The 22,787-nt window shown below is 71.2% G+C and carries 21 protein-coding genes; 11 read left to right on the top strand and 10 right to left on the bottom strand.

The features are described from left to right. Nucleotides 1-191: 191 nt before the first annotated feature. Complete coding sequence (locus OHS18_RS40730; protein ID WP_328614382.1) at nucleotides 192-662, bottom strand: GNAT family N-acetyltransferase; 471 nt, start codon at nucleotides 660-662, stop codon at nucleotides 192-194. Between the two features lie 106 nt (nucleotides 663-768). On the opposite strand from OHS18_RS40730, the gene OHS18_RS40725 reads away from it, so the two are divergent. Further along, complete coding sequence (locus tag OHS18_RS40725) at nucleotides 769-2,223, top strand: alpha/beta hydrolase (protein WP_328618666.1); 1,455 nt, start codon at nucleotides 769-771, stop codon at nucleotides 2,221-2,223. A gap of 16 nt (nucleotides 2,224-2,239) precedes the next feature. Here OHS18_RS40725 and OHS18_RS40720 read toward each other — a convergent pair whose 3' ends face one another. Next, nucleotides 2,240-2,731, bottom strand: a complete 492-nt coding sequence (locus OHS18_RS40720) for an SRPBCC family protein (RefSeq protein ID WP_328614381.1) — start codon at nucleotides 2,729-2,731, stop codon at nucleotides 2,240-2,242. A 62-nt stretch (nucleotides 2,732-2,793) separates the two neighbouring features. Between OHS18_RS40720 and OHS18_RS40715 the strand changes: the two genes are divergently transcribed. Further along, nucleotides 2,794-3,375: a TetR/AcrR family transcriptional regulator gene (locus OHS18_RS40715; RefSeq protein ID WP_328614380.1), complete on the top strand. Its 582-nt coding sequence runs from the start codon at nucleotides 2,794-2,796 to the stop codon at nucleotides 3,373-3,375. Between the two features lie 115 nt (nucleotides 3,376-3,490). Here OHS18_RS40715 and OHS18_RS40710 read toward each other — a convergent pair whose 3' ends face one another. Genes OHS18_RS40710 through OHS18_RS40700 form a run of 3 tightly spaced genes read right to left on the bottom strand, consistent with a single transcriptional unit; the run spans nucleotide 3,491 to nucleotide 7,015 of the window. Then, entirely contained in the window at nucleotides 3,491-4,492 is a 1,002-nt protein-coding gene (locus OHS18_RS40710) for a Gfo/Idh/MocA family protein (protein WP_328614379.1), read from the bottom strand. A gap of 28 nt (nucleotides 4,493-4,520) precedes the next feature. Further along, nucleotides 4,521-6,008: a CoA-acylating methylmalonate-semialdehyde dehydrogenase gene (locus OHS18_RS40705; RefSeq protein ID WP_328614378.1), complete on the bottom strand. Its 1,488-nt coding sequence runs from the start codon at nucleotides 6,006-6,008 to the stop codon at nucleotides 4,521-4,523. Between the two features lie 8 nt (nucleotides 6,009-6,016). Next, a complete protein-coding gene (locus tag OHS18_RS40700; protein WP_328443300.1) occupies nucleotides 6,017-7,015 on the bottom strand; it encodes a LacI family DNA-binding transcriptional regulator in 999 nt (332 codons plus the stop codon). 125 nt (nucleotides 7,016-7,140) lie between these two features. Between OHS18_RS40700 and OHS18_RS40695 the strand changes: the two genes are divergently transcribed. From OHS18_RS40695 to iolD, 8 genes are read left to right on the top strand one after another with little or no spacing between them, the layout of a single operon-like run. Then, a complete protein-coding gene (locus OHS18_RS40695) occupies nucleotides 7,141-8,019 on the top strand; it encodes a TIM barrel protein (RefSeq protein WP_328614377.1) in 879 nt (292 codons plus the stop codon). A 20-nt stretch (nucleotides 8,020-8,039) separates the two neighbouring features. Further along, entirely contained in the window at nucleotides 8,040-9,044 is a 1,005-nt protein-coding gene (locus OHS18_RS40690) for a sugar ABC transporter substrate-binding protein (RefSeq protein ID WP_328443302.1), read from the top strand. Nucleotides 9,045-9,054: 10 nt separating this feature from the next. Continuing rightward, nucleotides 9,055-10,098: an ABC transporter permease gene (locus OHS18_RS40685; RefSeq protein WP_328443303.1), complete on the top strand. Its 1,044-nt coding sequence runs from the start codon at nucleotides 9,055-9,057 to the stop codon at nucleotides 10,096-10,098. Beyond that, nucleotides 10,095-10,880 (top strand): ATP-binding cassette domain-containing protein, encoded by a 786-nt coding sequence (locus OHS18_RS40680; protein WP_328443304.1) that lies wholly within the window; start codon nucleotides 10,095-10,097, stop codon nucleotides 10,878-10,880. Before OHS18_RS40685 ends, OHS18_RS40680 begins: the two co-directional genes overlap by 4 nt. Beyond that, nucleotides 10,877-11,806 carry a 5-dehydro-2-deoxygluconokinase gene (gene iolC / locus OHS18_RS40675; protein ID WP_328614376.1) on the top strand — a complete coding sequence of 310 codons (930 nt, stop codon included), beginning with the start codon at nucleotides 10,877-10,879 and terminating at the stop codon, nucleotides 11,804-11,806. The genes OHS18_RS40680 and iolC overlap by 4 nt, the downstream gene beginning before the upstream one ends. Beyond that, nucleotides 11,803-12,699 (top strand): Cgl0159 family (beta/alpha)8-fold protein, encoded by an 897-nt coding sequence (locus OHS18_RS40670; RefSeq protein WP_328614375.1) that lies wholly within the window; start codon nucleotides 11,803-11,805, stop codon nucleotides 12,697-12,699. Before iolC ends, OHS18_RS40670 begins: the two co-directional genes overlap by 4 nt. Next, nucleotides 12,696-13,586, top strand: a complete 891-nt coding sequence (gene iolB / locus OHS18_RS40665) for a 5-deoxy-glucuronate isomerase (RefSeq protein WP_328614374.1) — start codon at nucleotides 12,696-12,698, stop codon at nucleotides 13,584-13,586. The genes OHS18_RS40670 and iolB overlap by 4 nt, the downstream gene beginning before the upstream one ends. Further along, nucleotides 13,583-15,418: a 3D-(3,5/4)-trihydroxycyclohexane-1,2-dione acylhydrolase (decyclizing) gene (gene iolD, locus OHS18_RS40660; protein ID WP_328614373.1), complete on the top strand. Its 1,836-nt coding sequence runs from the start codon at nucleotides 13,583-13,585 to the stop codon at nucleotides 15,416-15,418. Before iolB ends, iolD begins: the two co-directional genes overlap by 4 nt. Here the strand turns inward: iolD and OHS18_RS40655 are convergent. Next, the gene (locus OHS18_RS40655; protein ID WP_328614372.1) at nucleotides 15,415-16,797 is read right to left on the bottom strand and encodes a cytochrome P450; all 1,383 of its coding nucleotides are present in this window, start codon (nucleotides 16,795-16,797) and stop codon (nucleotides 15,415-15,417) included. The genes iolD and OHS18_RS40655 overlap by 4 nt on opposite strands. Nucleotides 16,798-16,873: 76 nt before the next feature. Between OHS18_RS40655 and OHS18_RS40650 the strand changes: the two genes are divergently transcribed. Beyond that, on the top strand, nucleotides 16,874-17,446 hold the full coding sequence (locus OHS18_RS40650; RefSeq protein WP_328614371.1) for a TetR/AcrR family transcriptional regulator: 573 nt from the start codon (nucleotides 16,874-16,876) through the stop codon (nucleotides 17,444-17,446). Here OHS18_RS40650 and OHS18_RS40645 read toward each other — a convergent pair. The 4 genes from OHS18_RS40645 to OHS18_RS40630 all read right to left on the bottom strand — a co-directional run bounded on the left by OHS18_RS40645 (nucleotide 17,436) and on the right by OHS18_RS40630 (nucleotide 22,766). Continuing rightward, nucleotides 17,436-18,377, bottom strand: a complete 942-nt coding sequence (locus OHS18_RS40645) for a hypothetical protein (protein ID WP_328614370.1) — start codon at nucleotides 18,375-18,377, stop codon at nucleotides 17,436-17,438. The two genes, OHS18_RS40650 and OHS18_RS40645, sit on opposite strands and share 11 nt — an antisense overlap. After that, entirely contained in the window at nucleotides 18,374-19,603 is a 1,230-nt protein-coding gene (locus OHS18_RS40640; RefSeq protein ID WP_328614369.1) for an MFS transporter, read from the bottom strand. The genes OHS18_RS40645 and OHS18_RS40640 overlap by 4 nt, the downstream gene beginning before the upstream one ends. 13 nt (nucleotides 19,604-19,616) lie before the next feature. Next, nucleotides 19,617-21,215 (bottom strand): discoidin domain-containing protein, encoded by a 1,599-nt coding sequence (locus OHS18_RS40635; protein WP_328614368.1) that lies wholly within the window; start codon nucleotides 21,213-21,215, stop codon nucleotides 19,617-19,619. 483 nt (nucleotides 21,216-21,698) lie between these two features. Beyond that, the gene (locus OHS18_RS40630) at nucleotides 21,699-22,766 is read right to left on the bottom strand and encodes an NAD(P)-binding domain-containing protein (protein WP_328614367.1); all 1,068 of its coding nucleotides are present in this window, start codon (nucleotides 22,764-22,766) and stop codon (nucleotides 21,699-21,701) included. Nucleotides 22,767-22,787 lie beyond the last annotated feature (21 nt).

Below are 22,787 nucleotides of genomic sequence, written 5' to 3'. Positions count from 1 at the left end.
CGATGGCTTCCGCCGAAAGTCCACGGCGGTAGCACCTCGGCCGGCAGCCACCGCAGCAGCAGCCGACGGTACGCACCCCAGCGCGGTCACACTCGCAGGCGATGCCCGACCGCAACGGCACCAGGCGGCGCTCGGTGACCGGAGAATGGCCACCTCACCGCGACATGAGCCAAGTCCCGCCGAAGCCGGTGTCAGCTCAGCGGTAGTTCCGCTGCCACTTCGTCGCCGCGCTGCGCCAGCTTCGCGCCGATTCCGCTCAGCAGGGCTCGGGCGCCGCGATTGCCCGCCGTCGTCGAGGCGATGAACCGCGGTGTGCCCGACCTGCGGGCCTCCGCCAGCAGGGCGGCCGTCACCTGCTTGCCGATCCCCCTGCCCCGGGCGGCCCGGCTCAGCCAGATTCCCGCCTCCACCGCGTCCCCGCGCGGTTCCAGACGGGCCGCTCCGACCGCCTTTCCGTCGACGTCGATCACCCACGTGCGTTCCACGGCCGTCTCCGCGCGGAGGGAACGGCCTCGGTGGAACTCGAGGAACGCCGCCCGGCGGGCCGGCGTCCAGCCCGGCTCGTCTTCGACCGGCGGCATCACCTCCAGGGGGTCCGCGCCGGAGACGGCGGCCTCCAGCAGTCGCGCCAGTGCGGGCTCGTCCAGGGGTGTCAGGTTCACCCCCGAAGTGAAGCGCCAGTGACACCACGTCACAAGGGCTGGTGACGTCAGCACACTGCTTCCCCGCCGCCCGGCGCACTGGAATCGGGGCATGTCCTCGACACCGATGAAGAAGATCCTCTTGGCCGCCGCGGTCGTGGCGGTCGCCGCGACCGCTGTGGTGCCCGCCGCCTCGGCCGCTCCTGCGGCGAGCGGGCTGAAGTGGGGGCCCTGTCCGGCCGGCGCCTTCCCCACACCCGACCTGGAGTGCACGACGCTGCCGGTTCCGCTGGACTACCGCGACCCCGGCGGCCGCAAGATCGACGTCGCCGTCTCGCGCCTGCCGAGCAGGCACCCTGAAAAGCGGCGTGGCGTGCTGTTCACGAACCCCGGCGGCCCCGGCGTCGAAGGGCTGGACTACCCGCAGCTGCTGGCCATCCCGAGCCTGCCGGCGCCGCTGCCGCAGAGCGTGCGGGACCAGTACGACGTCATCGGCTTCGACCCGCGCGGCATCGGGCACAGCTCCCCCGTGACCTGCGATCTGACGCCGGAGCAGCAGGCGACCGGCAACCTGCCCTACGCCGAGGACCCCGCCGACGTCATCAAGCAGGCGCAGGTCTCGAAGGCCGTAGCCCGGCAGTGCGCGACGTCCGGCACCGGCTGGATGCTGCCGCACGTGACCACGGCGAACACCGCGCGGGACATGGACCGCATCCGGGAGGCGCTGGGCGAGCCCACGCTCTCCTACCTGGGCGCGTCCTACGGCACGTACCTGGGCGCGGTCTACACGACGATGTTCCCGCGGCGCGGCGACAAGATCGTGCTCGACAGCAACCTCGGGCCCGGCGGCTACGACATCGACGCGATGCGCGCCTTTTCCCAGGGTCTGAAGGACCGGTTCCCGGACTTCGCGAAGTTCGCCGCGGCGAACCCGAAGTACGGGCTGGGCACCACCCCCGCGCAGGTGACCGCCAAGTTCTTCGAGCTGGCCACCCGCCTGGAGAAGGCGCCGGTCGCGGGGATCGACGGCTCGGCCTTCCGCGGTCTGGCGTTCAGCTACTCCTACGGCGACGCGCAGTTCCCGGACCTCGCCGCGGCGTGGCAGGCGCTGGACAAGGGTGAGACGCCGAAGCTCACGGGCGAGATCACCGAGAACATGCTGGCCGCCCGGCTCGCCGTGGTCTGCACCGACTCGCGCTGGCCGCGGTCGGTGGCGACCTACCAGGCCAACGTCGCGATCGACCGGATCCGCTACCCGATGCTCGGCGCCGCCACGGCGAACATCTCGCCGTGCGCGTACTGGACGACCCCGGCGACCGAGCCGAAGGTGCGGATCACCGCGAACGGCCCGTCGAACGTGCTCCTGGTGCAGAACCAGCGTGACCCGGGCACCCCGCTGGTGAACGCCCGCAAGCTGCGCGCGGCCTTCGGGGACCGGGCCCGGATGGTGACCGCCGACGAGGGCGGCCACGGCGTCTACGTGGTCGCGGGGAACCAGTGCGCCAACACCGCGGTGACCGACTTCCTGGTGACGGGTGAGCGCCCGGCGCGCGACACCTTCTGCGCGGCGGAAACGCACTGACCGAGGGCCCGGCCGGTCAGCGGTGATCGGCCGGGCTCAGCCGGTTGGCGCGCATCCCGGCGAGCGCGCGAAGGAACCGGACGTACGGCGACCAGCGAACCGGCTGGGCGACCCGGCCGGTCACCGCCAGTTCGGCGCGGTCCAGGAGCTGTTCCAGCAGCGCGTCGTGCAGGGGGCGGAACACCAGCGGCCAGCTCAGCCGGGCCCAGCCGTGCAGCGTCCCGGCCAGGACGTGCGTCAGCGTGTCACCCGAAATCGTGAACTCGTGGTAGCCGTGCAGGCCTTTCGGCGCCGTGAAGCGGAACCGCAGGCGATCGGGCGAGACCACTTCGACTACGTACCGGACGGGACCGTGGCCCGCGGTCGTGCCCGGGACGGGCGGGCCGTCGAGCCGGGTGGGCGGCCAGTCGGCGACCGGCCAGAGCCGGTCGTCCCCGGTGCCGAGCGTGGCCAGCAGCTCGAGCGGCACCGGCCGCGGGAACCTCCGGGTGTGGACGTTGCGAACCATGGCACAACCCTCCGTTCTGGAGACTGTCCTCCAGAACGTAACAGAGGATAGTCTCCAGAACCATGGGCCGGCCGGCGACACACACCACAGCGCAGTTCCTCGACGCCGCGACGACGTTGTTCGCCGAGGGCGGCGCCCGCGCGGTCACGATGGCCGCGACGGCCAAGGCCGCGGGCGCGCCGAACGGCTCGATCTACCACCGGTTCCCGGACCGCCCGGCCCTGCTGGCCACCCTCTGGCTCCGCACCCTGCGCGACTTCCAGGCCCTGTTCGTCGAGACCCTCGGCGACGCGGCTTCGGTGGACGCGGCGGTCGAGGCCGCCACGAGCGTTGTCCGCTGGTGCCGCAAGAACCCCGACGGCGCCCGCGTCCTCGACGCCGGCAAGCAGGCCTTCGGCCCCGCCGACTGGTCCCCCGAAGCCGTCACCGCCCTGACCGCCGCGGAGGAAGAACTCCGCGCGGCTCTGAAGCGGGCGACGCTCTCCCTGCCCTCGCTCACCGGCTGCACGGACGAGGACGTCGTGCTGGCCCTGGTCGAGATCCCGCGCGCGGTCGTCCACCGCTACCTCTCGACCGGCCGCACTCCCCCGCCGAAGGCCGCCGACCTGGTGGAACGCACGGTCCGCAAACTCCTCCGCCCGTGATCAGAACGTCAGCACACGTGATTGGCGAGTCGACACGACCGGCTTGCGGCGTGTCGTCCTCCTGATCACGCGTGTCGGCTTCGCAATCACGCGTGTCGCTCCCTCTCTCACGGAGTCAGCGGCGGACCTCCGTGAGTTTCACCGGGCGGCGCTCGCGACGCGAGACTTCGCAGGCTTCGGCGATGTAGAACGCTTCGAGCGCGTCAGCCGCGACGCACGGCGAAGGGGCGCGACCGGCCACCACGTCGAGGAAAGCCTTCAGCTCCGTTGTGTACGCCGGGCGGAAGCGCTCCATGAAGCCCGGGTACGCCGGACCCGGCAGCGCGGGGACTCCCGGCTCGACCGAGCGCAGCGGCGCCCGGTCGTCCAGGCCGACGACCACGCCGGAGACCGAACCGAGGGCCTCCAGGCGGACGTCGTAACCGGCGCCGTTGTAGCGGGTCAGGGACACCGTCGCCAAGGAGCCGTCGTCCAGGGTCAGGGTGGCCGCCGCCGTGTCGACGTCGCCCGCGTCGGCGAAGAACCGCTCGCCGCGGTTGGCGCCGATCGCGTAGACCTCTTCGATCTCGCGGCCGCTCACCCAGCGGATGATGTCGAAGTCGTGGACGCCGCAGTCGCGGAACAGCCCGCCCGAGTGGGCGACGTACTCCGCCGGCGGGGGTGCCGGGTCGAACGTCGTCGCGCGCAGTGTGTGCAGCCAGCCCAGCTCACCGGACGCGACCGCCGCGCGCGCCGCCGCGTAGCCCGCGTCGAACCGGCGCTGGAAGCCGATCTGGACCGGGACGTCGGACGCGCCGATCCGGTCGATGACGGCCAGGGTGCCCGGGATGTCGGCCGCGACCGGCTTCTCGCAGAACACCGGCAGGCCCGCGTCGACCGCCGCGATGATCAACCCCGGGTGGGCGTCGGTGGCCGCCGTGACGACCAGGCCGTCGAGGCCCGCGGCGAACAGCCCCTCGATGCTCGCCGCGACCTCCACTCCCAGCTTCGCCCCCGCGGCCTGGGCGCGCGCGGTGTCGACGTCGGCCACCACGACCGAGTCCACCTCGTCGAACCCCTTGAGCGTCTCCGCGTGCGCGGTGCCGATCCGCCCGGTGCCCGCCAGTCCCAACCTCATCGTCGTAAACCCTCCTGTGTCCGAAAAATCAGCGGTGCGTGGGGAAACCCAGGTCGACGCCGTTGGCCTGACGCGGCCAGCGTGACGTGACGGCTTTCGCCCGCGTGTAGAACCGGACGCCCTCGGCGCCGTGGACGTGCGTGTCGCCGAACAGCGAGTCCTTCCAGCCGCCGAAGGAGTAGTAGGCCATCGGGACCGGGATCGGGACGTTGATGCCGACCATGCCCACCTGCACGCGGCGCTCGAACTCGCGCGCGGCCAGGCCGTCGGTGGTGAAGATCGCCGTGCCGTTGCCGTACGGGTTGGCGTTGACCAGGGCGAGCGCTTCCTCGAAGGTGTCCGCGCGGACGACGACCAGTACCGGGCCGAAGATCTCGTCGGTGTAGACCGACATCCCGGTGGTCACGTGGTCGAACAGCGTCGGCCCGACCCAGAACCCGGCATCGGGCCCGGTGAAGGTCCGGCCGTCGACCACGAGGGACGCGCCCGCCTTCTCCCCGGCGTCCACATAGGACACGATCCGGTCGCGGGCGGCACCGGTGACCACCGGCCCCATCTGCGAGGTCTCGTCCGTACCAGGGCCCGTCTTCAGCTCGCGGGTCCGGGACGCGATCGCGTCGACCAGCTCGTCACCGCGGTCGCCGACCGCCACGACGACCGAGATCGCCATGCACCGCTCCCCCGCGCTGCCGTAACCCGCGGACACCGCCGCGTCGGCCGCGCCGTCGAGGTCGGCGTCCGGGAGCACGATCATGTGGTTCTTCGCGCCGCCGAGGGCCTGGACGCGTTTGCCCGCGGCCGTCCCGGTCTCGTAGACGTGCCGGGCGATCGGTGTCGACCCGACGAACGACACGCCGGCGATGTCGGGGTGCACGAGCAGCGCGTTGACGGCTTCGGCGCCGCCCTGGACGACGTTGAGCACGCCCGGCGGCAGCCCGGCCTCGGCGAACAGCTCGGCGAGGCGGATCGACGCCGACGGGTCGCGGTCGGACGGCTTGAGCACGAACGTGTTGCCGCAGGCGATGGCGATCGGGAACATCCACATCGGCACCATCACCGGGAAGTTGAACGGCGTGATGCCGGCGACGACGCCGAGCGGCTGGCGCAGCGAATACGCGTCGATGCCGCGGGAGACCTGGTCGGAGCGCTCACCCTTGAGCACCTGGGCGATGCCGCAGGCGAACTCGACGACCTCCAGCCCCCGCTGGACCTCGCCCGCGGCGTCCGAGAGCACCTTGCCGTGCTCGGCGGTGATCAGCGCGGCCAGCTCGTCGCGGTGCGTGTCGACCAGTTCGCGGAACTTGAACAGGATCCGGGTGCGGGCGGACAGCGAACTGTCGGCCCAGTCGTGCGACGCCTTGACCGCCGACGCCACCGCGGTGTCCACATCGGCCGGCCCGGCCAGGACGACCTGCCGGGCCACCTCCCCGGTCGCGGGCTGGAAGACGTCGCCGCGGCGGGACGACACCCCGGCCGTGCGGGCGCCGTCGATCCAGTGCTGGACGAGTTCGGACACGGAGTCTCCTAAGCGTGCGCGGTGGTCGACCGGACCACCAGGGACGGGTGCAGCAGGTGCCGGACGGGTTCGGTGCGCTCCCCGCGCACGCGTTCGAGCAGGGCCTCGAAGGCCAGCCGCGCCATGTCCTTGCGCGGCTGGTCCACGGTGGTCAGCGAAAGGTGCCGCAACGCGGCGAGCGAGGTGTTGTCGTAGCCGACGACCGACACGTCCTCCGGCACGCGCAGCCCGGCTTCCTCGAGGGCCGAAATCGCCCCCACGGCGTTGAAGTCGTTGCCGGCGACCAGCCCCGTCGGCAGGTCCGGGCGCGCGTACGCGGCGAGCAGCTCCCGCACGGCGTTCTCGCCGCCGATGTCGGTGTGTTCACTGCGCACGACGATCGGCTCGAGACCGTGCCCCCGCATGGCGGCCTCGAAACCGCGCCGCCGCTGCGCCGCCCCGGCCGCGCCGCCGCCGTCGAGGTGGGCGATGCGCCGGTGCCCGAGGCCGACCAGGTGGTCGACGGCCAGCGCGGAACCCGCCTCGCCGTCGTCGTTCACCGTGTCCACTGTGGACGCGCGTGCGGTGCGCGAGACCAGCACGACCGGGCATTGCCGGGCCGCGACCTGGATCGCCGAGGCCGGCACGACCGGCGACAGCAGGACGATACCCGCCGGCCGGAAGGAAAGGAGGTTGTGCAGGGCGTTCCACTCGCGCGTGGGGCTCCGGCCGCCCGTGTTGAGGATCAGGTCGAAGCCCGCCGCCTGCGCGGCGCTGTCGAGTTCTTCGACGATGTCGGCGAAGAACGCGTTGCGCAGGTCGTTCACCATCACGCCGAGCACCGTGGACGTCCGGCTGGCCAGCGACCGCGCCATGACGTGCGGCTGGTAGCCGAGTTCCTCGGCCGCGCGCCGGACGGCCGCGCGCCGCGCCTCGGAGACCTTCGGTGAATTCCTCATCACCAGGGAGACCAGCGCACGGGAAACCCCCGCCCGCGCGGCCACGTCCTCCATGGTCGGACGCACCATCGCCGCACCTCCCAGCGTGTGGGTTACGGGCCGGAAACAAGCCCTTGACTTTGCTGTGACGGACGCTACAAGATTAGAGCGCTCTAATCAATAGAGCGCTCCAACGGACCAACGGAGGGCCCGCTGTGCCAGCGACGATCCGAGTAGCCGCCGCCCCGATCTCTTGGGGCGTCTGCGAAGTCCCCGGCTGGGGCCGCGTGCTGGACGCGCCGACCGTGCTGCGCGAGATGGCGGAACTCGGCGTCCAGGCCACCGAACTGGGCCCGCCGGGTTATCTCCCCCGCGACCCGGCCGAGCTGCGCGCGTTGCTCGGGGAGCACGACCTGACGCTCGTGGGCGGCTTCCTCGCCGTCGTGCTGCACACCGACCAGGAAACGGCACTCGCCGAAGCCGAGGAGTCCGCCGCGCTGTTCGCCGCGTGCGGGGGTGACGTCCTCGTGCTCGCCGCCGCGACCGGCCTCGACGGTTACGACGAACGCCCGCGGCTCACCGACGCCGAATGGGCGACGCTCGTCGAGACCGCCGGCAAGATCCGGGACATCGCCCGGGGCCACGGCCTGCGCACGGTGCTGCACCCGCACGTCGGGACGCACGTGGAGCAGCAGGCCGAGGTCGAGCGCTTCCTCGGCGATTCCGATCTGGGGTTGTGCCTCGACACCGGACACCTGATGATCGGCGGGACCGATCCGGTCGAGCTGGCGAAGCGGTTTCCCGAGCGGGTGGCGCACGTGCATCTGAAGGACGTCAAGGGGGACCTGGCCGCCGAGGTCCGCGCGGGGCGGCTCGGGTACACCGAAGCGGTCGGGCGGGGCCTCTACGTGCCGCTCGGCGAGGGGGACGTGGACGTGGCGTCGATGGTGCGCTCCGTCCAAGCGGCGGGCTACGACGGCTGGTACGTCCTCGAACAGGACACCGCCCTGGGTGAGGCGAGCGCCGACGACGTGCCTCGCCGCGACACCGAGCGCAGCCTCGCGGAACTCGCGAAGATCGTGCAAGCCCTCTAACTGGTCCCAAAGGAGTGACTGTGTTTTCGTTCAAGAGAAGCTTCGCCGTGGTGGCGGCCGTCGCCGCCACCGGACTGGTGCTCGCCGCCTGCAGCGGGCCGAGCGCCGACAACTCGAACAGCAGCTCCAGCGCCCCTTCCTCGGCCGCCGCGCCGCCGGGTTCGAGCGGCCCGCTCAAGATCGCCGTGGTCACCCACGGCAGCGCCGGTGACGCGTTCTGGAACGTCGTCAAGAACGGCGCCGAGCAGGCCGGCAAGGACCTCGACGTCGGCGTCGACTACTACGCCGACGGCGACCCCGGCAACCAGGCCAAGCTGATCGACAACGCCGTCGCGCAGAAGGTCGGCGGCCTGGTCGTGTCGATGGCGAACCCGCAGGCGCTGCAGACGTCGATCCAGAACGCGGTCAAGGCCGGCATCCCGGTCGTCACGATCAACTCGGGCGAGGACCAGAGCGCGGCGTTCGGCGCGATCGCGCACGTCGGGCAGAGCGAGGGCCTCGCCGGCCAGGGCGCCGGGCAGCGGCTCAAGGCGGCGGGCAAGACGAAGCTGCTGTGCGTCATCCACGAGGCCGGCAACATCGGCCAGAACCAGCGTTGTGACGGCGCGAAGCAGACCTTCGGCACCGTCTCGACGCTGCAGGTCGACATCTCCAACCCGACCGACGCGCAGGCGCGGATCCGCGGCGCGCTGCAGGCCGACCCGTCGATCGACGCGGTCCTGGCGCTGAACTCGCAGGTCGCGGCCCGCGCGGTGGACGCGGCGAAGGAAGCGAGCTCGAAGGCGCAGGTGGCGACCTTCGACCTGAACGCCGACGTCGTGGCCGCCATCAAGGCGGGCACCATCCTCTTCGCCGTCGACCAGCAGCAGTACGAGCAGGGCTACCTGCCGGTCGTGTTCCTCAAGCTGTACAAGGAAAACGGTAACACCATCGGGGGTGGCCACCCGGTGCAGACCGGTCCGGGCTTCGTCGACAAGACCAACATCGACACCGTGGCCCCGTACGCGCAGCGCGGCACCCGCTAAGGGGAGTGACATGACCGCAGCGATCCAAGCAGAGCCGGACGAGCGAATAGCGAAGAAGAGCCTGACCGACCGGCTGGTCGTCCGGCCGGAGATCGGGGCCCTGCTCGGCGCGGTCCTGGTGTTCGTCTTCTTCTCGGTCGTCACCGGCCAGTTCCTCAGCCCGCTCGGCGTGGCGACCTGGCTCGACGACTCGTCGACGCTGGGCATCATGGCCGTGGTGGTCGCGCTGCTCATGGTCGGCGGCGAGTTCGACCTGTCGGCGGGCGTGATGACGGCGTCGACGTCGCTGGTCACCGCGATCCTGGCGACGCAGGCGGGCTGGAACGTCTGGCTCGCGCTGCTGGTCTCCCTGGTGTTCGCCCTCGGCGTCGGCGCGTTCAACGGCTGGCTGGTCATGAAGACCGGCCTGCCCAGCTTCATCGTCACGCTGGGGTCGTTCCTGGCCCTGCAGGGGCTGAACCTCGGCGTGACGCGGCTGGTCACCGACACCGTCCAGGTGTCGGGGATGCGCTCGACCAGCGGGTACGAGTCGGCCGGCGGCCTGTTCGCCTCGACGTTCGACATCGGCGGCACGGAGTTCCAGTCGTCGATCATCTGGTGGATCGTCGTGACGGCGATCGCCGCGTGGCTGCTGCTGCGGACCCGGTTCGGCAACTGGATCTTCGCCGTCGGCGGGTCGCAGGTGTCGGCCCGCTCGGTCGGCGTGCCGGTGGTGCGCACGAAGATCCTGCTGTTCATGGGCACCGCGCTGGGCGCGTGGCTGGTCGGTTCGATCAACATCCTGCGCTTCGCGAGCGTGCAGGCCAACCAGGGCATCGGGCTGGAGTTCCAGTTCATCATCGCCGCGGTGATCGGCGGCTGCCTGCTCACCGGCGGCTTCGGCTCGGCGGTGGGCGCGGCGATCGGCGCGCTGATCTTCGGCATGGCGCGCCAGGGCATCGTGTTCGCCCAGTGGAACAGCGACTGGTTCATGCTGTTCCTCGGCATCATGCTGCTGGCCGCGGTCCTGGTCAACAACGCCTTCCGGCGGCGCGCGGAAAGGGTGCGGCGATGAGTCCCCTGCTGGAAGTCAAGGACATCGGCAAGACCTACGGCAGCGTCATCGCGCTGCGCGACGTGTCCACTGTGGTCAACGCGGGCGAGGTGACCTGCGTGCTCGGCGACAACGGCGCCGGGAAGTCCACGCTGATCAAGATCCTGGCCGGGGTGCACCAGCACGACCGCGGCGAGTTCCTCGTCGAAGGTTCGCCGGTGCGCTTCGCATCACCGCGCGAGGCGCTGGACCACGGCATCGCGACCGTGTACCAGGACCTCGCGGTGGTGCCGCTGATGAGCGTCTGGCGGAACTTCTTCCTCGGTTCGGAGCCGACAGTCGGGTTCGGCCCGTTCAAGGCCTTGGACCGCAAGAAGGGCCGCGAGACAACCAAGCAGGCGCTGTCCGACATGGGCATCGACCTGCGGGACGTCGAGCAGCCGGTCGGCACGCTTTCCGGCGGTGAGCGCCAATGCGTCGCGATCGCGCGGGCGGTCTACTTCGGCGCAAAGGTGCTGATCCTCGACGAGCCGACGGCGGCCCTGGGCGTCAAGCAGGCCGGCGTCGTGCTCAAGTACGTCGCGCAGGCTCGCGACCGCGGGCTCGGGGTCGTGCTGATCACGCACAACCCGCACCACGCGTTCCCGGTCGCCGACCGGTTCCTGCTGCTCAAGCGAGGCGCGCCGCTCGGCTCGTACGAGAAGAAGGACATCGACATCAACGAGCTGACCCGGCAGATGGCGGGCGGTGCGGAGCTGGAAGCGCTCGAACACGAACTGCGGCAGGTGGAAAAGACGCCATGACCCTCGAAGCGCTGACGATCGGCCGGGTGGGCGTCGACCTGTACCCCGAGCAGAGCGGCGTCCCCCTGGCCGAGGTCAGCACCTTCGCCAAGTCGCTCGGCGGGACCGCGACCAACGTCGCGGTCGCCGCCGCGCGGCTCGGGCGGTCGGCGGCGGTGCTGACCAAGGTCGGCCCGGACGGCTTCGGCGACTACGTCCGGCAGGCCCTCGACGGCTTCGGCGTCTCACCGTCCTATGTGGGCACTTCACCGGACCTGCAGACGCCGGTGGTGTTCTGCGAGCTGAACCCGCCCGCGGACCCGCCGCTGCTCTTCTACCGCTCCCCCGTCGCACCCGACCTCACGCTGACCGAGGCGGACGTGCCGTGGGACGTCGTCGAGTCGGTGCCGCTGCTGTGGGTCACCGGCACGGGCGTCTCGGTCGAGCCGGCCCGGGCGACGCAGCGGAAGATCCTGGAGACCCGGGGCCGCCGCGAGCACACCGTGCTGGACCTGGACTACCGGCCGATGTTCTGGTCGTCGGTGGAGCAGGCCCGCGAGGAAATCGGCTCGATGCTGGACCACGTCACGGTCGCGGTCGGCAACCGGGCCGAGGTGGAGGTCGCCGTCGGCACCGCGGACCCGGACGAGGCGGCGGACCGGATGCTGGAGCGCGGGCTGCGGCTCGCGGTGATCAAGAAGGGCGCGGACGGCGTGCTCGTCGCCACGCCGGACGGCCGGTGGACGGTGCCGCCGCAGCGCATCGACGTCGTCTGCGGCCTCGGCGCGGGTGACGGCTTCGGCGGCGCGCTGATCCACGGGCTGCTGTCCGGCTGGGACCCGGTGCGGATCGCGGAGTACGCGAACGCCGCGGGCGCGCTGGTCGCGTCCCGGCTGGCCTGCGCCGACGCCATGCCGACCGCCGCGGAGATCGAGGAGCTGCTGTGACGACCTTGCTGACGGACGACCGCTGGCGCGAGCTGCTGCACACCCGGGCCACGAACCCCGGCGCGGTCCGCCAGGCGTACGCGACACGCAAACGGCGTTCCCAGCTGCTGTCCGACTCCGGGACGCTGTTCCTGGTCGCGGCCGACCACCCGGCCCGCGGGGCCCTCGGTGTCGGCGGGGACCCCCTCGCCATGGCCGACCGGCGGACCCTGCTCGACCGGCTGCTCGTCGCGCTGGCCAACCCCGCGGTCGACGGCCTGCTCGGTACTCCGGACGTCGTCGAGGAGCTGCTGCTGCTCGGCGCGCTGCACGACAAGGTCGTGATCGGCTCGATGAACCGCGGCGGCCTGGCCGGCGCGGACTGGGAGATCGACGACCGGTTCACCGGCTACGACGCCGCCAGCCTGATCGACTGCGGCCTCGACGGCGGCAAGATGCTGCTGCGGCTGGTCGACTCCGACCCGGGCACGATCCCGACGCTGCAGGCCTGCGCGACCGCCGTCACCGAGCTGGCCGCGTACGGGCTGATGGCGATGGTCGAGCCACTGCCCTACACCCGCGAAGGCGGGAAGCTGGTGCTGCAGAAGGATCCCGCGTCCCTGGCCCGGGCCGTCACGGTGGCGTCCGGCATCGGCACGACGTCGGCGCACACCTGGCTGAAGCTGCCGTCCACCGACTCGCCCGAGGTCCTCGGCGCGACGACACTCCCGGTCGTCATCCTCGGCGGGGTGCCCTCGGGTGATCCCGTCGGCGACCTGGCGTCGTGGGGCCGGACGCTGCGCCACGACGTCGTCCGTGGCCTGGTCGTCGGCCGCACCCTGCTCTACCCGCCCGATGGTGACGTCGGCTCGGCCGTCGATGCCGCCGCGAAGGTTCTGGAGGCCGCGAAGTGAGCGCGTTGCACCGTCCACACGGGACACTGTCCGAAGACTCCGACCCGATCGTGCTGACGCCGGAAGCCGCGGGCTGGGCGTACACCGGGTTGCAGGTGCTCAAGATCGGCCGCCGGCTGCCACGCACGATCGAGACCGGCGAGTTCGAGGCGTTCGTGCTGCCGCTGTCCGGCTCGCTCACGGTCCGCGTCGACGACGAGGAGTTCGAGCTGGAGGGCCGTGACTCGGTGTTCAGCCGGGTCACGGACTTCGCCTACGTCCCGCGCGACGCCGAGGTCGAGCTGACGTCGTCCACGGGCGCGGTGGTGGCGCTGCCGATGGCCCGCTGCACCCGCCGCCTCGAACCGAGGTACGGCCCCGCCGACGGCGTCCCGGTCGAGGTCCGCGGCAGCGGGCAGGCGACGCGGCAGGTGACCAACTTCGGCGTGCCCGGGGTGTGGGACCACGCCGACAAGCTCAACGCGTGCGAGCTGATCACGCCGGGCGGCAACTGGTCGTCGTACCCGCCGCACAAGCACGACGAGGCGTCCGAGTGCGAGGTCGTCAACGAGGAGATCTACTACTTCCGGATCGCCGGCCGGGACGGCGTGACGCCGTCGCGCGAGGGCTTCGGCCTGCACCGGACGTACACCGCGGGCGGCGAGCTGGACGAGGACGTCGCGGTCCGCGACGGCGACGTCTTCCTGATCCCGCGCGGCTACCACGGCCCGTGCGTCGCGGCGCCCGGTTACCCGATGTACTACCTGAACGTCCTGGCCGGGCCGGCGGACGAACGCTCCATGGCGTTCTGCGACGACCCGGCGCACAGCTGGATCCGCGACACGTGGAAGTCCGAGGACCTCGACCCGCGCTGTCCGGTGACCGACCACGAAGGGCGGGTCCGGTGAAGCTGACGACGGCTCAAGCGCTGGTCAAGTGGATCCTCGCGCAGCGTTCGGAAACCCTCGACGGCCGTGAGGTGCCGCTGTTCCCCGGCGTGTTCGCGATCTTCGGGCACGGCAACGTCCTCGGGCTCGGCACGGCGCTGGAGGAGCACCGCGGCGAGATCCCGGTCTGGCGCGGGCACACCGAGCAGGGCATGGCCCTGGCCGCGGTCGGCTACGCGAAGGCGACACACCGGCGGCAGGTCGGCGTCGTGACGTCGTCGATCGGGCCGGGCGCGCTGAACATGGTCACCGCCGCCGGGGTCGCGCACGCGAACCGGCTGCCGGTGCTGCTGCTGCCGGGTGACACGTTCACCAGCCGCGCGCCGGACCCGGTGCTGCAGCAGATCGAGCCCTTCGGCGACGGCACCGCGACGGTCAACGACGCCTTCCGCGCGGTCAGCCGCTACTTCGACCGGATCACCCGGCCCGAGCAGCTGCTCTCGGCGTTGCCGCAGGTCGCGCGGGTGCTGACGGACCCGGCCGACGCCGGCCCGGTGGTCCTGGCGCTGCCGCAGGACGTCCAGGCCGAGACATACGACTTCCCGGAGGCCCTGTTCGAGCCGGTGACGCACCGGCCGCTGCGCTCGCGTCCCGACCGCCGGGCGGTCACCGAGGCGGCGGGCGTGCTGCGCGCGTCCAAGCGGCCGCTGCTCGTGCTCGGCGGCGGCGTCCGCTATTCCGGCGCCGGACGCCGCGCGCTGGACTTCGCCGAGCGGCACGGCATTCCCGTCACCGAGACCACCGCGGGCCGCACGCTGGTGCCGCACACGCACGACCTGAACGCCGGGCCGCTCGGGATCACCGGCTCGACGTCGGCGAACGTCGTCGCGGCCGAGGCGGACGTCGTCCTGGCCGTCGGCACCCGGTTGCAGGACTTCACGACGGCGTCCTGGACGGTGTTCTCCGCCGACGTCCGGCTGGTCACGCTGAACGCGGCGAGGTTCGACGCGGTCAAGCACGGCGCGCTGTCGGTGGTCGGCGACGCGGACGCGGGCCTGGCCGACCTCGGCGCGCAGCTGGAGAGCTGGCGGGTGGATCCGTCGTGGACGTCGCGAGCGGCGACCGAGCGCGCGAAGTGGGACGCGCACATCGACTCGCTGCGGTCGGCGACCGCGGAAATCCCGTCGTACGCCCAGGTCGTCGGGGTGGTGAACGACCTCTCGGATGCGGACGACTACGTCATGACGGCGTCCGGCGGGATGCCGGGTGAGCTGATCGGCGGCTGGCGCGGGTCCGGGTCGGTGTCGATGGACGTCGAGTACGGCTTCTCGTGCATGGGCTACGAGCTGTCCGGCGCGTGGGGCGCGGCGATCGCCCACCCCGGCCTGGTGACGACGTTGCTGGGCGACGGCTCGTACCTGATGCTGAACTCGGAGCTGTTCTCGGCCGCGTTCGCCGGGCACCCGTTCGTCGCGGTGGTGTGCGACAACGACGGTTACGCGGTGATCGCGCGGCTCCAGCAGGGTCAGGGTGGGAAGCCGTTCAACAACTTCTACGCCGACTGCACGACGTCACACGCATCACCACCGCGGGTCGACTTCGCCCGCCACGCGGAGTCGTTGGGCTGCCTGGTTTTCACAGCGTCCACGGTGGAGGACGTCCGCTCGGCGTACGCCCAGGCGCGCGAGGCCGCGGTGGCCGAGAAGCGCCCGGCGGTCGTGGTCGTCAAGACCCAGCCGTCGGCGTGGACCGAGGCCGGGGCCTGGTGGGAGGTCGGCGTCCCCGAGCACCTCGCCGGGCGGGACGAGTTCGAGCGGGAGAAGGGTACGCAGGTGCGCTACCTGCGTTCCTAAGCCCTCGCAGTCGCCCGATCCCGCACCCGCGGCCGCACCGTGAACCCGCTCGGCTTGAGCGTCAGGGACTCCACGATCTTGAGCTCGTACGCCGGGTCGACCTCGAAGTCGTAGCGCTGCAACACCATGCCGAGCGCGAGCACGGCTTCGTGCAGCGCGAACTGGCGGCCGATGCAGGCGCGCTCGCCCGTCCCGAACGGCTTGTACGCTTGCGCCGGCCGCTTCTTCACCGCCGCGGGTTCGAAGCGGTCCGGGTCGAACGCCTCGGGGTCCGGGCCCCAGACCGCCGGGTCGCGGTGGACCAGGGGCAGCGGCACGATCACCCAGTCGCCCTTGCGCATCCGGTACTTCCCGCCGAGGACGACGTCTTCGCGGGCTTCGCGCGAGTAACCCGGCGCCGTCGGCCAGAGCCGCATCGCCTCGTCGAGCACGCGTCGCACGTAACGCAGTTTCGCGACGTCGCCGAAGGCGGGCTCGCGGTCGCCCCAGACGGCGTCGACCTCGGCGCGGGCCTTGTCCAGGAGTTCCGGGTGCCGCGTCAGGTAGTACAACGCGAACGACAGCGCGCCCGAGGTCGTCTCGTGGCCGGCGACGACGAAGGTGATCGCCTGGTTGCGGATGTTGATCGGGTCGAGCCGCTCGCCGGTCATCGGGTGGCCCTCGGTGAGCATCAACCCGAGCAGGTCGCGGCTCTCCTCGCCGCTGATCCGCCGTCCTTGGATGACTTCGTCGACGAGGTCGGTCATGACGGCGATGTCGGCCTGGTTCTGCTCGGCCGTCCCGGCGAACGCGCGCCGGACCAACGGCAGTTTGACGTTCTGCAGCTGCGCGAACCGCAGCGAACGCTGCATCGCCGTGACGAACGGGTGCGGCTCGGCGCGTTCGAACGACCCGAACCGGTAGCCGAACCCGGCGAGGCCGATCGTCTCCAGCGTCAGCCGGGTCATGTCGGCGGCGACGTCGACCGGCCCGGTCGTGGTGTCCCAGCGCGCGACGAGCTCGCGGGCGACGTCCAGCATCACCGGGTGGTATCGGCGCATCGCCTCGGCGGAGAAGGCCGGCTGCAGGATGTCGTGCGCCAGCCGCCAGTTCGGCTCGTGCGTGTGGGCGGTGAACAGGCCGTCGCCGGCGACCGCGCGCAGGTTCTCGATGCCCATGCCGACGTGCTTGCCGAATTTCGTCTCGTCGTTCAGCTCGGTGACGAGGTCGACGCCGCCGACGAAGACGATCTCGAAGCCGAAGATCTTGCGGGTGAAGACCGGCCCGATCTTCCGGCCGATGCGCAGGGTGTCCTGCAGCGGCGTGCGCGGGTTCGCGCCGATCAGGTCGCCGACCACGGGCAGGCGGCCCGGCCGGTGCGGCATGCCGGTGGTGTCCACGACGCCCCCTATTGAATCCGAATCCAATAACGCCACGATCCCCCGCTACTGAACCGGTGTCAAGTAAGATCGGGGGATGCGGACGAGGCTGAGCACCGAACAGCGGCGCGAACAGCTCCTGACGATCGGCGCCGGGCTGTTCGCGAAACGGCCGTACGACGAGGTCTGGATCGAAGAGGTCGCCGAGATCGCCCAGGTCTCCCGCGGCCTGCTCTACCATTACTTCCCGACCAAGAAGGACTTCTTCGCCGAGATCGTCCGCGGCCAGCGCGACCAGCTGCTGGCGATGAGCGAGCCCGACCCGGCGCTGCCGGTGACCGAGCAGCTGCGGGCCGGACTCGACGTCTACCTCGAGTTCGCGCGCACGCACCCGGACGGCTACCGGATCGTGCACCGCGCGATGGGCGGCGAAGACGGCGAGATCCGGCAGATCCGCGAAGCCGGGATGGCCGCGAACGCGTCACGCATCCTGGACGCCGTCAGCCTGCTGACCACGGTCACGGACACGACCCGGCTGGCCGTCCGCGGCTGGCTGGCGTTCGTCGCGGCGATGATCCTCGATTGGCTCGACCAGCCGAAGGTCACCCAGGAGGAGCTGCGCGACCTGTGTGTGCGGACGCTGTTCGCGGCGGTGGACGTCACCCCGTGACGGCCGGCGACGCGGCGTCCGCGACCAGCCGTTCCGGACGGCCGGAGCCGTCCGCCGGAACCGCCCAGACGGCGTTGTCCAGCCCGTAGAGGACCCGGTCGCCCTGCCAGAGAGCCTGGTCGTCGACACTGCGCGGCTCGGCGAGTTCGGTCTCCTCCAGCGTCTTGAGGTCGAGCACGGACAGCCGCCAGACGCCGTCGCCGACCTTCTTCTTGAACGCGACCCGGGTGCCGTCCGGGGACAGCGACGGGCATTCGACGTTCTCGCGCAGGGTTTTGCCGCGGTAGCGCGCGTAGTCGGCTTCGACGAGGTAGGTCTTGCCCTTGCTGCCGAGCGTCGCGTAAAAGTGGCTGCCGTCCCCGGCGAAGGTGATGCCCCAGTAATTGACGTCGGCGGCGAAGTACCGCTGGCCGTCGAGGAACACGGGCAGTTCCTCGATCGTCTTGACCAGCCGTCCGGTGTCGACCTCGTAGACGCCGGCGCGGGTCGAGAAGCCGGTGGCCGCGTAGGAGTCGCCGGTGACGAAGACCGTCCAGTCGACGCGCTGGCCATCCGGGGACACCCGCGCGCGGCTCGGTGTGCCGGGCACGGCTTCGGAGTGCCGGACGGTGAGGTGGTCGTCGAGGACCAGGACGTCGGTCACCGGCGGGAGCGTGCCGGGCCGGACGGCCAGGCACACGGCGGTCTGCCGCGCCACCGCGAACCGGTCGCACTTCAGACCGCTGACCTGTGGTTTTGCCCCCGGATCGGCGAGCGGGACGGCGGCGACGCGGCCGGTCGACACCTGCCGGAACAGCAGCTGACCTGGCGCGAGGGTGAGCTGCGCGGCCGGTCCCGCCTCGGCGGCGTCGGGACGCGCGTTGACGATGTAGGTGACGGCCGCGGCGACCAGGAGCGCGGTGCCGGCCAGGGCGAAGACGAGTTTCCTCACGGCCGCACCGGCTTCGCGAACGCGGCAGCGAGGACGACGGCCACCAGGCAGCCCGCGGCGACGAGCACCGCCGGCCGCAGGTCCCAGAGCGTCCAGGCGAGTCCGAAGAGGACGGACGAGACCATCCGCGCCCCGGCCTGCCCGGTCTGCACGACGGCCATCCCGGTCGCCCGGAGATCACGCGGGATGAGCGGGCCGGCCGCGGCCATGAGGACGCCGTCGGTGGCCGCGTAGAACAGCCCGTGGAGGCCGAGCGCGACCACGGCGAGCACCGGCGCGGCAGGCCCGCAGAGCAGGCCGAGGGCCAGGCACAGGGCGGCGTGCCCGCCGAGGAACACCGGCCACCGCCCGAACCGGTCCGCCAGCCTGCCGAGCGGGACGGCCAGCAGGAGGTACACCCCGGCGGTGCCCAGCGGCAGGAGCGGGAAGTACGTCGCCGCGATCTCCCAGCGCCGCTGCAGCACGAGGTAGACGAACGAGTCGCCGACGGTCACCAGGCCCAGCACCGCGGCCCAGAGCGTGACGCGCCGGAAGTCCGCGTCGCGCAGAAGACCCGCCGCGGCCCGCAGCGACACGGCGGCGCGATCCACCGTGCCGGGCCGGTCACGGACGAACAGGGCCAGCAGCAGCACGGCGATCGCGGCAACGCAGAAGCTGGTGAAGAACACGCTCGTGTAGCTGCCGAGACTCAGCGCGAGCACCGCCATCGCGACGAGCGGGCCGAGGAACGCGCCGACGGTGTCGAGCGCGCGGTGCACCCCGAACGACCGGCCGAGCGTGCCGGGCTCGCTGCTCAGGGAGATCAGCGCGTCGCGCGGCGCGGTGCGCACCCCCTTGCCGGTGCGGTCGGCGGCGAGGACGACACCGATCGCGGCGACCGAAGAACCGGCCGCCACCAGGCCGAGCTTGCACACCGCGGACAGGCCGTACCCGAACCCGGCGACCGCCTTGAGCCGCCGCCACCGGTCGGCGAGGTGCCCGCCGAGCACCCGTACGAGAGCGGTGGCACCGGCGTAGAGGCCGTCGAGCAACCCGAACTGCAACGGGTTCAGGCCGAGGCCGAGCACCAGGTAGAGCGGGAGGACAGCGGTCACCATCTCCGAGGAGACGTCGGTGACCAGGCTGACCATGCCCAGCGCCACGACGTTGGCGGACACCCGTTTGAGCGCGGGTTTCCGGTCGGTCCCGGCCGCGAGGTCCGAGGTACGGCTTGCCGCGATGTACATGCCCGGTCCCCTTCTAGTGGCAGGTGTAGGTCGGGCTGCTGTCGAGGACCTTGCCGTCGACGCCGATCAGCTGCGTCTGGAACGACGTGTCCGTCATGGACAGCTTCAGGACGCCGAAGGTCTTCAGCAGCTTGGCGGTCGTCGCGTGCGCCGGGCTCAGGTCGTAGAGGTTCGCGCCACCCGAACCGCCGACGATCTCGACCGGACCGTTGGCGTCGGCCTTGCCGTCGGCGTTCTGCGGGACGAACCGCTCGTAGTCGTGGTCATGGCCGTTGAGGACGAGGTCGACCTTGTTCGCCGTCATGATGTTCCACAGCTCGACGCTGTCCTTGTTGTCGCCGTGGTCACCGGAGCTCCACCGCGGGTGGTGGTAGTACGCGGCGACACAGCCCTTCTTGTTGGCGGCCAGGTCCTGCTTCAGCCAGGTGAGCTGCGGCGGCTCGGCGAACTCGTCGTGGGTGACGAAGTCGTTGGAGTCGAGGGCGATGAAGTGCCAGTTGCCCATTTCCCAGCTGTAGTAACGCTTTCCCTGGGGCTTCGCGATGGCGCCGAAGTAGTCCTCGTAGCCCTTGAACTTGGTGTCGTCGTACGACTCGTGGTTGCCCGGGATGGGGTGGGTGATGTTCTTGAACTTGCCCCAGGTCTTGTCGTAGTAGGCTTTGAAGTCGGACAGGTGGGCGTCGTCGTACTGGTTGTCCCCCATGGTGATCACCGCGGCGGGGTTCATCTGCTCGACGAGTTTCGCGGTCTTGACGTGGACGCAGCTCGAGTCGCTCGCCGTGCAGCGCTCGGCGATGTCCCCGGCGGCGGCGAGGATGAAACCGTTGCCACTGCCCGCTTTGGTCTTGACGGTGACGGGCGCGCTCGCGGCCGAGACGTTGCCCGCGGCGTCCCGGGCCCGGACGCCGTAGGTGTAGCTGGTGTCCGGCGCGAGCCCGGTGTCGGTGTAGGACCGCGTGGCACTGGTGGCGACGACCTGTCCGTCGCGCAGGACGTCGTACCCGGTGACACCGACGTTGTCGGTCGCGGCGTTCCAGCTCAGCCCGGCGCTGGTGGCCGTCGTGGTCGTGGCCGCGAGCCCGGCCGGCGTGCTCGGCGCCTGGGTGTCGCCGGCGGAGTCGGGCGTGCCGTAGGCCTGCAGTTCCCAGAGCGAGTAGCCGTACTTCGTGGCGCGCGTGACACCGACGAAGCGCAGGAAACGGCCGTGTGCTTGGAGTCCGGTGAGGTCGTCGGTCTTGCCGTCGCCGTTGTCGACGGTCGTGACGGTGGTGAACTGCGTGCCGTCGTCGGAGACCTCGATCCGGTACTTCTTGGCGTAGGCGGCTTCCCAGGTGAGCTTGACCTGGTGGATGCTGGACGGTTGCCCGAGGTCGACCCGCAGCCACTGCGGATCGGCGCTGACGGCGCTGGCCCACCGGGTCTGCGTGCTGCCGTCGACCGCTTTGTCGCCGTTGAGCGACGCACTTTCGACGGTGGACGTCGCCACCGGTTTCCCTTGGGAGAGCAGGACATCGGCTTGGGTGGTGGCGGCGGCGATCGCGGACGGCAGCAGGACGACGACGGCGATCGGCGGCGCCAGCCGGGCGAAGGGACGAAGGCGGAAGGGTGACACGTCGCGCTCCTAGGGGCCGGACGGTGGCTGGGCTGCGGCGTAGGTGAACTTTCTCGAAACAGTTAAGAAACTTTCTTAACTAAGAAGACTGTATCGAGGTCGGGATTCGACTGACAAGGGTTGTCCGGCTCTTGAATCGGTCAAGAGGGTGAGTTCGGAGTCGTTCTCGCAGGTCAGCCGACGTGTCGCTGACCGGGACACTGCCCCGGCGCCTGGGACTGGCACGGTTTCCGCCCCGCCCCGCCCTCCCGGCCGGCCAGGCGTCGCGCCGATTTTGTCGGTCCCTGCGGGTAGCCTGGAATTCGGGGGCTTCTCGCGCCGCCTTTCGAGCAATTCCCTTACCGCACAACAAAAATCTACCGTCGAGCTTGACCCCGAGGTTCACCCGATTCAGCGATGATCTTCGCACGCGTGTTCGGTAGCGTAAGGGGCATGACGTCGACCGACGAGTTTCCCGTTACCCCGCACCGAAGACCCATGGCCTCACGAACGCGGGCGCAGCTGCTTCCGGATCTCCGCCACGGCGGCCCGCCCCGCGCGGTTCGCCCCGACCGTGCTGGACGAAGGCCCGTACCCCACCAAGTGCAATCGCGGTTCGAGCACGACCCGCGTCCCGTCCACGCGGATCCCGCCGCCCGGCTCGCGCACGTGCAGCGGCTTGAGGTGGTCGATCGCGGCGCGGAAGCCCGTCGCCCAGAGGATGACGTCCGCGTCGAAGCGCGAGCCGTCCGCCCACTCCACTCCCGAAGGCACGATCCGGGAGAACATCGGCCTGCGCTCGAGGATGCCCGCGGCCCGAGCGGCCCGGACCTGCGGCGTCACGGCCAGATCCGTCACGCTCACCACGCTCTCCGGCGGCAGCCCAGCACGCACACGCTCTTCGACCCTGGCGACGGCGTTGCGTCCCCAGTTCTCACTGAAGGGCTCGTCGCGCCAGACAGGCGGGCGTCGCGTCACCCAGGCCGTCACGCGGGCGAGCGGGGCGAACTCCATCAGCAGCTGCACCGCCGACGCCCCACCGCCGACGACCACGACCCGCTTGCCGCGGAACGCTTCCGGCCCGGTGTAGTCCGCCGTGTGTACCTGCTGGCCCGCGAATGTTTCCTGGCCTGGGTAATGCGGCCAGAACGGCCGGTCCCAGGTGCCGGTGGCGCTGATCACCGCGCGCGCCGCCCACGACTCGGCCGGGCCGGCCACCACGAGCCGGTCCCCGGCGCGCGTCACCGACTGGACGTCGACCGGGCGCAGCACCGGCAGGTCGTACACGCGCTCGAAGCGCGCGAAGTACTCCGAGACGACTTCGGAGGCGGGGCGGGTGACATCCGGGGTGCCGAAGGCCATGCCGGGCAGGTCGTAGATGCCATGCACCTTGCCGAGCACCAGCGACGGCCACCGGTACTGCCAGGCACCGCCGGCGCGCTTGCCGTGGTCGAGCACGACGAACCCGGAGCCGTTCGCGAAACCGGCGCGGCGCAGGTGGTAGGCCGCCGACAACCCCGCTTGGCCGGCCCCGACCACCACCACGTCCGTCTCGTGGTCCGCGCTGCTCATGTCGTTTTCAACGACGGGCCG

Source organism: Amycolatopsis sp. NBC_00355, assembly GCF_036104975.1.
Lineage (GTDB): Bacteria > Actinomycetota > Actinomycetes > Mycobacteriales > Pseudonocardiaceae > Amycolatopsis.
The sequence above is the reverse complement of the archived record's forward strand: the minus strand, read 5'-3'. Positions and strand labels throughout refer to the sequence as shown.

Bases quoted from the DNA above. Each gene is read 5' to 3' on its own strand.
- OHS18_RS40725 (WP_328618666.1), top strand. From the start codon at position 769: ATGAAGAAGATCCTCTTGGCCGCCGCGGTCGTGGCGGTCGCCGCGACC.
- OHS18_RS40720 (WP_328614381.1), bottom strand. From the start codon at position 2,731: ATGGTTCGCAACGTCCACACCCGGAGGTTCCCGCGGCCGGTGCCGCTC.
- OHS18_RS40715 (WP_328614380.1), top strand. From the start codon at position 2,794: ATGGGCCGGCCGGCGACACACACCACAGCGCAGTTCCTCGACGCCGCG.
- OHS18_RS40710 (WP_328614379.1), bottom strand. From the start codon at position 4,492: ATGAGGTTGGGACTGGCGGGCACCGGGCGGATCGGCACCGCGCACGCG.
- OHS18_RS40700 (WP_328443300.1), bottom strand. From the start codon at position 7,015: ATGGTGCGTCCGACCATGGAGGACGTGGCCGCGCGGGCGGGGGTTTCC.
- OHS18_RS40685 (WP_328443303.1), top strand. From the start codon at position 9,055: ATGACCGCAGCGATCCAAGCAGAGCCGGACGAGCGAATAGCGAAGAAG.
- OHS18_RS40680 (WP_328443304.1), top strand. From the start codon at position 10,095: ATGAGTCCCCTGCTGGAAGTCAAGGACATCGGCAAGACCTACGGCAGC.
- iolC (WP_328614376.1), top strand. From the start codon at position 10,877: ATGACCCTCGAAGCGCTGACGATCGGCCGGGTGGGCGTCGACCTGTAC.
- OHS18_RS40650 (WP_328614371.1), top strand. From the start codon at position 16,874: ATGCGGACGAGGCTGAGCACCGAACAGCGGCGCGAACAGCTCCTGACG.
- OHS18_RS40640 (WP_328614369.1), bottom strand. From the start codon at position 19,603: ATGTACATCGCGGCAAGCCGTACCTCGGACCTCGCGGCCGGGACCGAC.
- OHS18_RS40630 (WP_328614367.1), bottom strand. From the start codon at position 22,766: ATGAGCAGCGCGGACCACGAGACGGACGTGGTGGTGGTCGGGGCCGGC.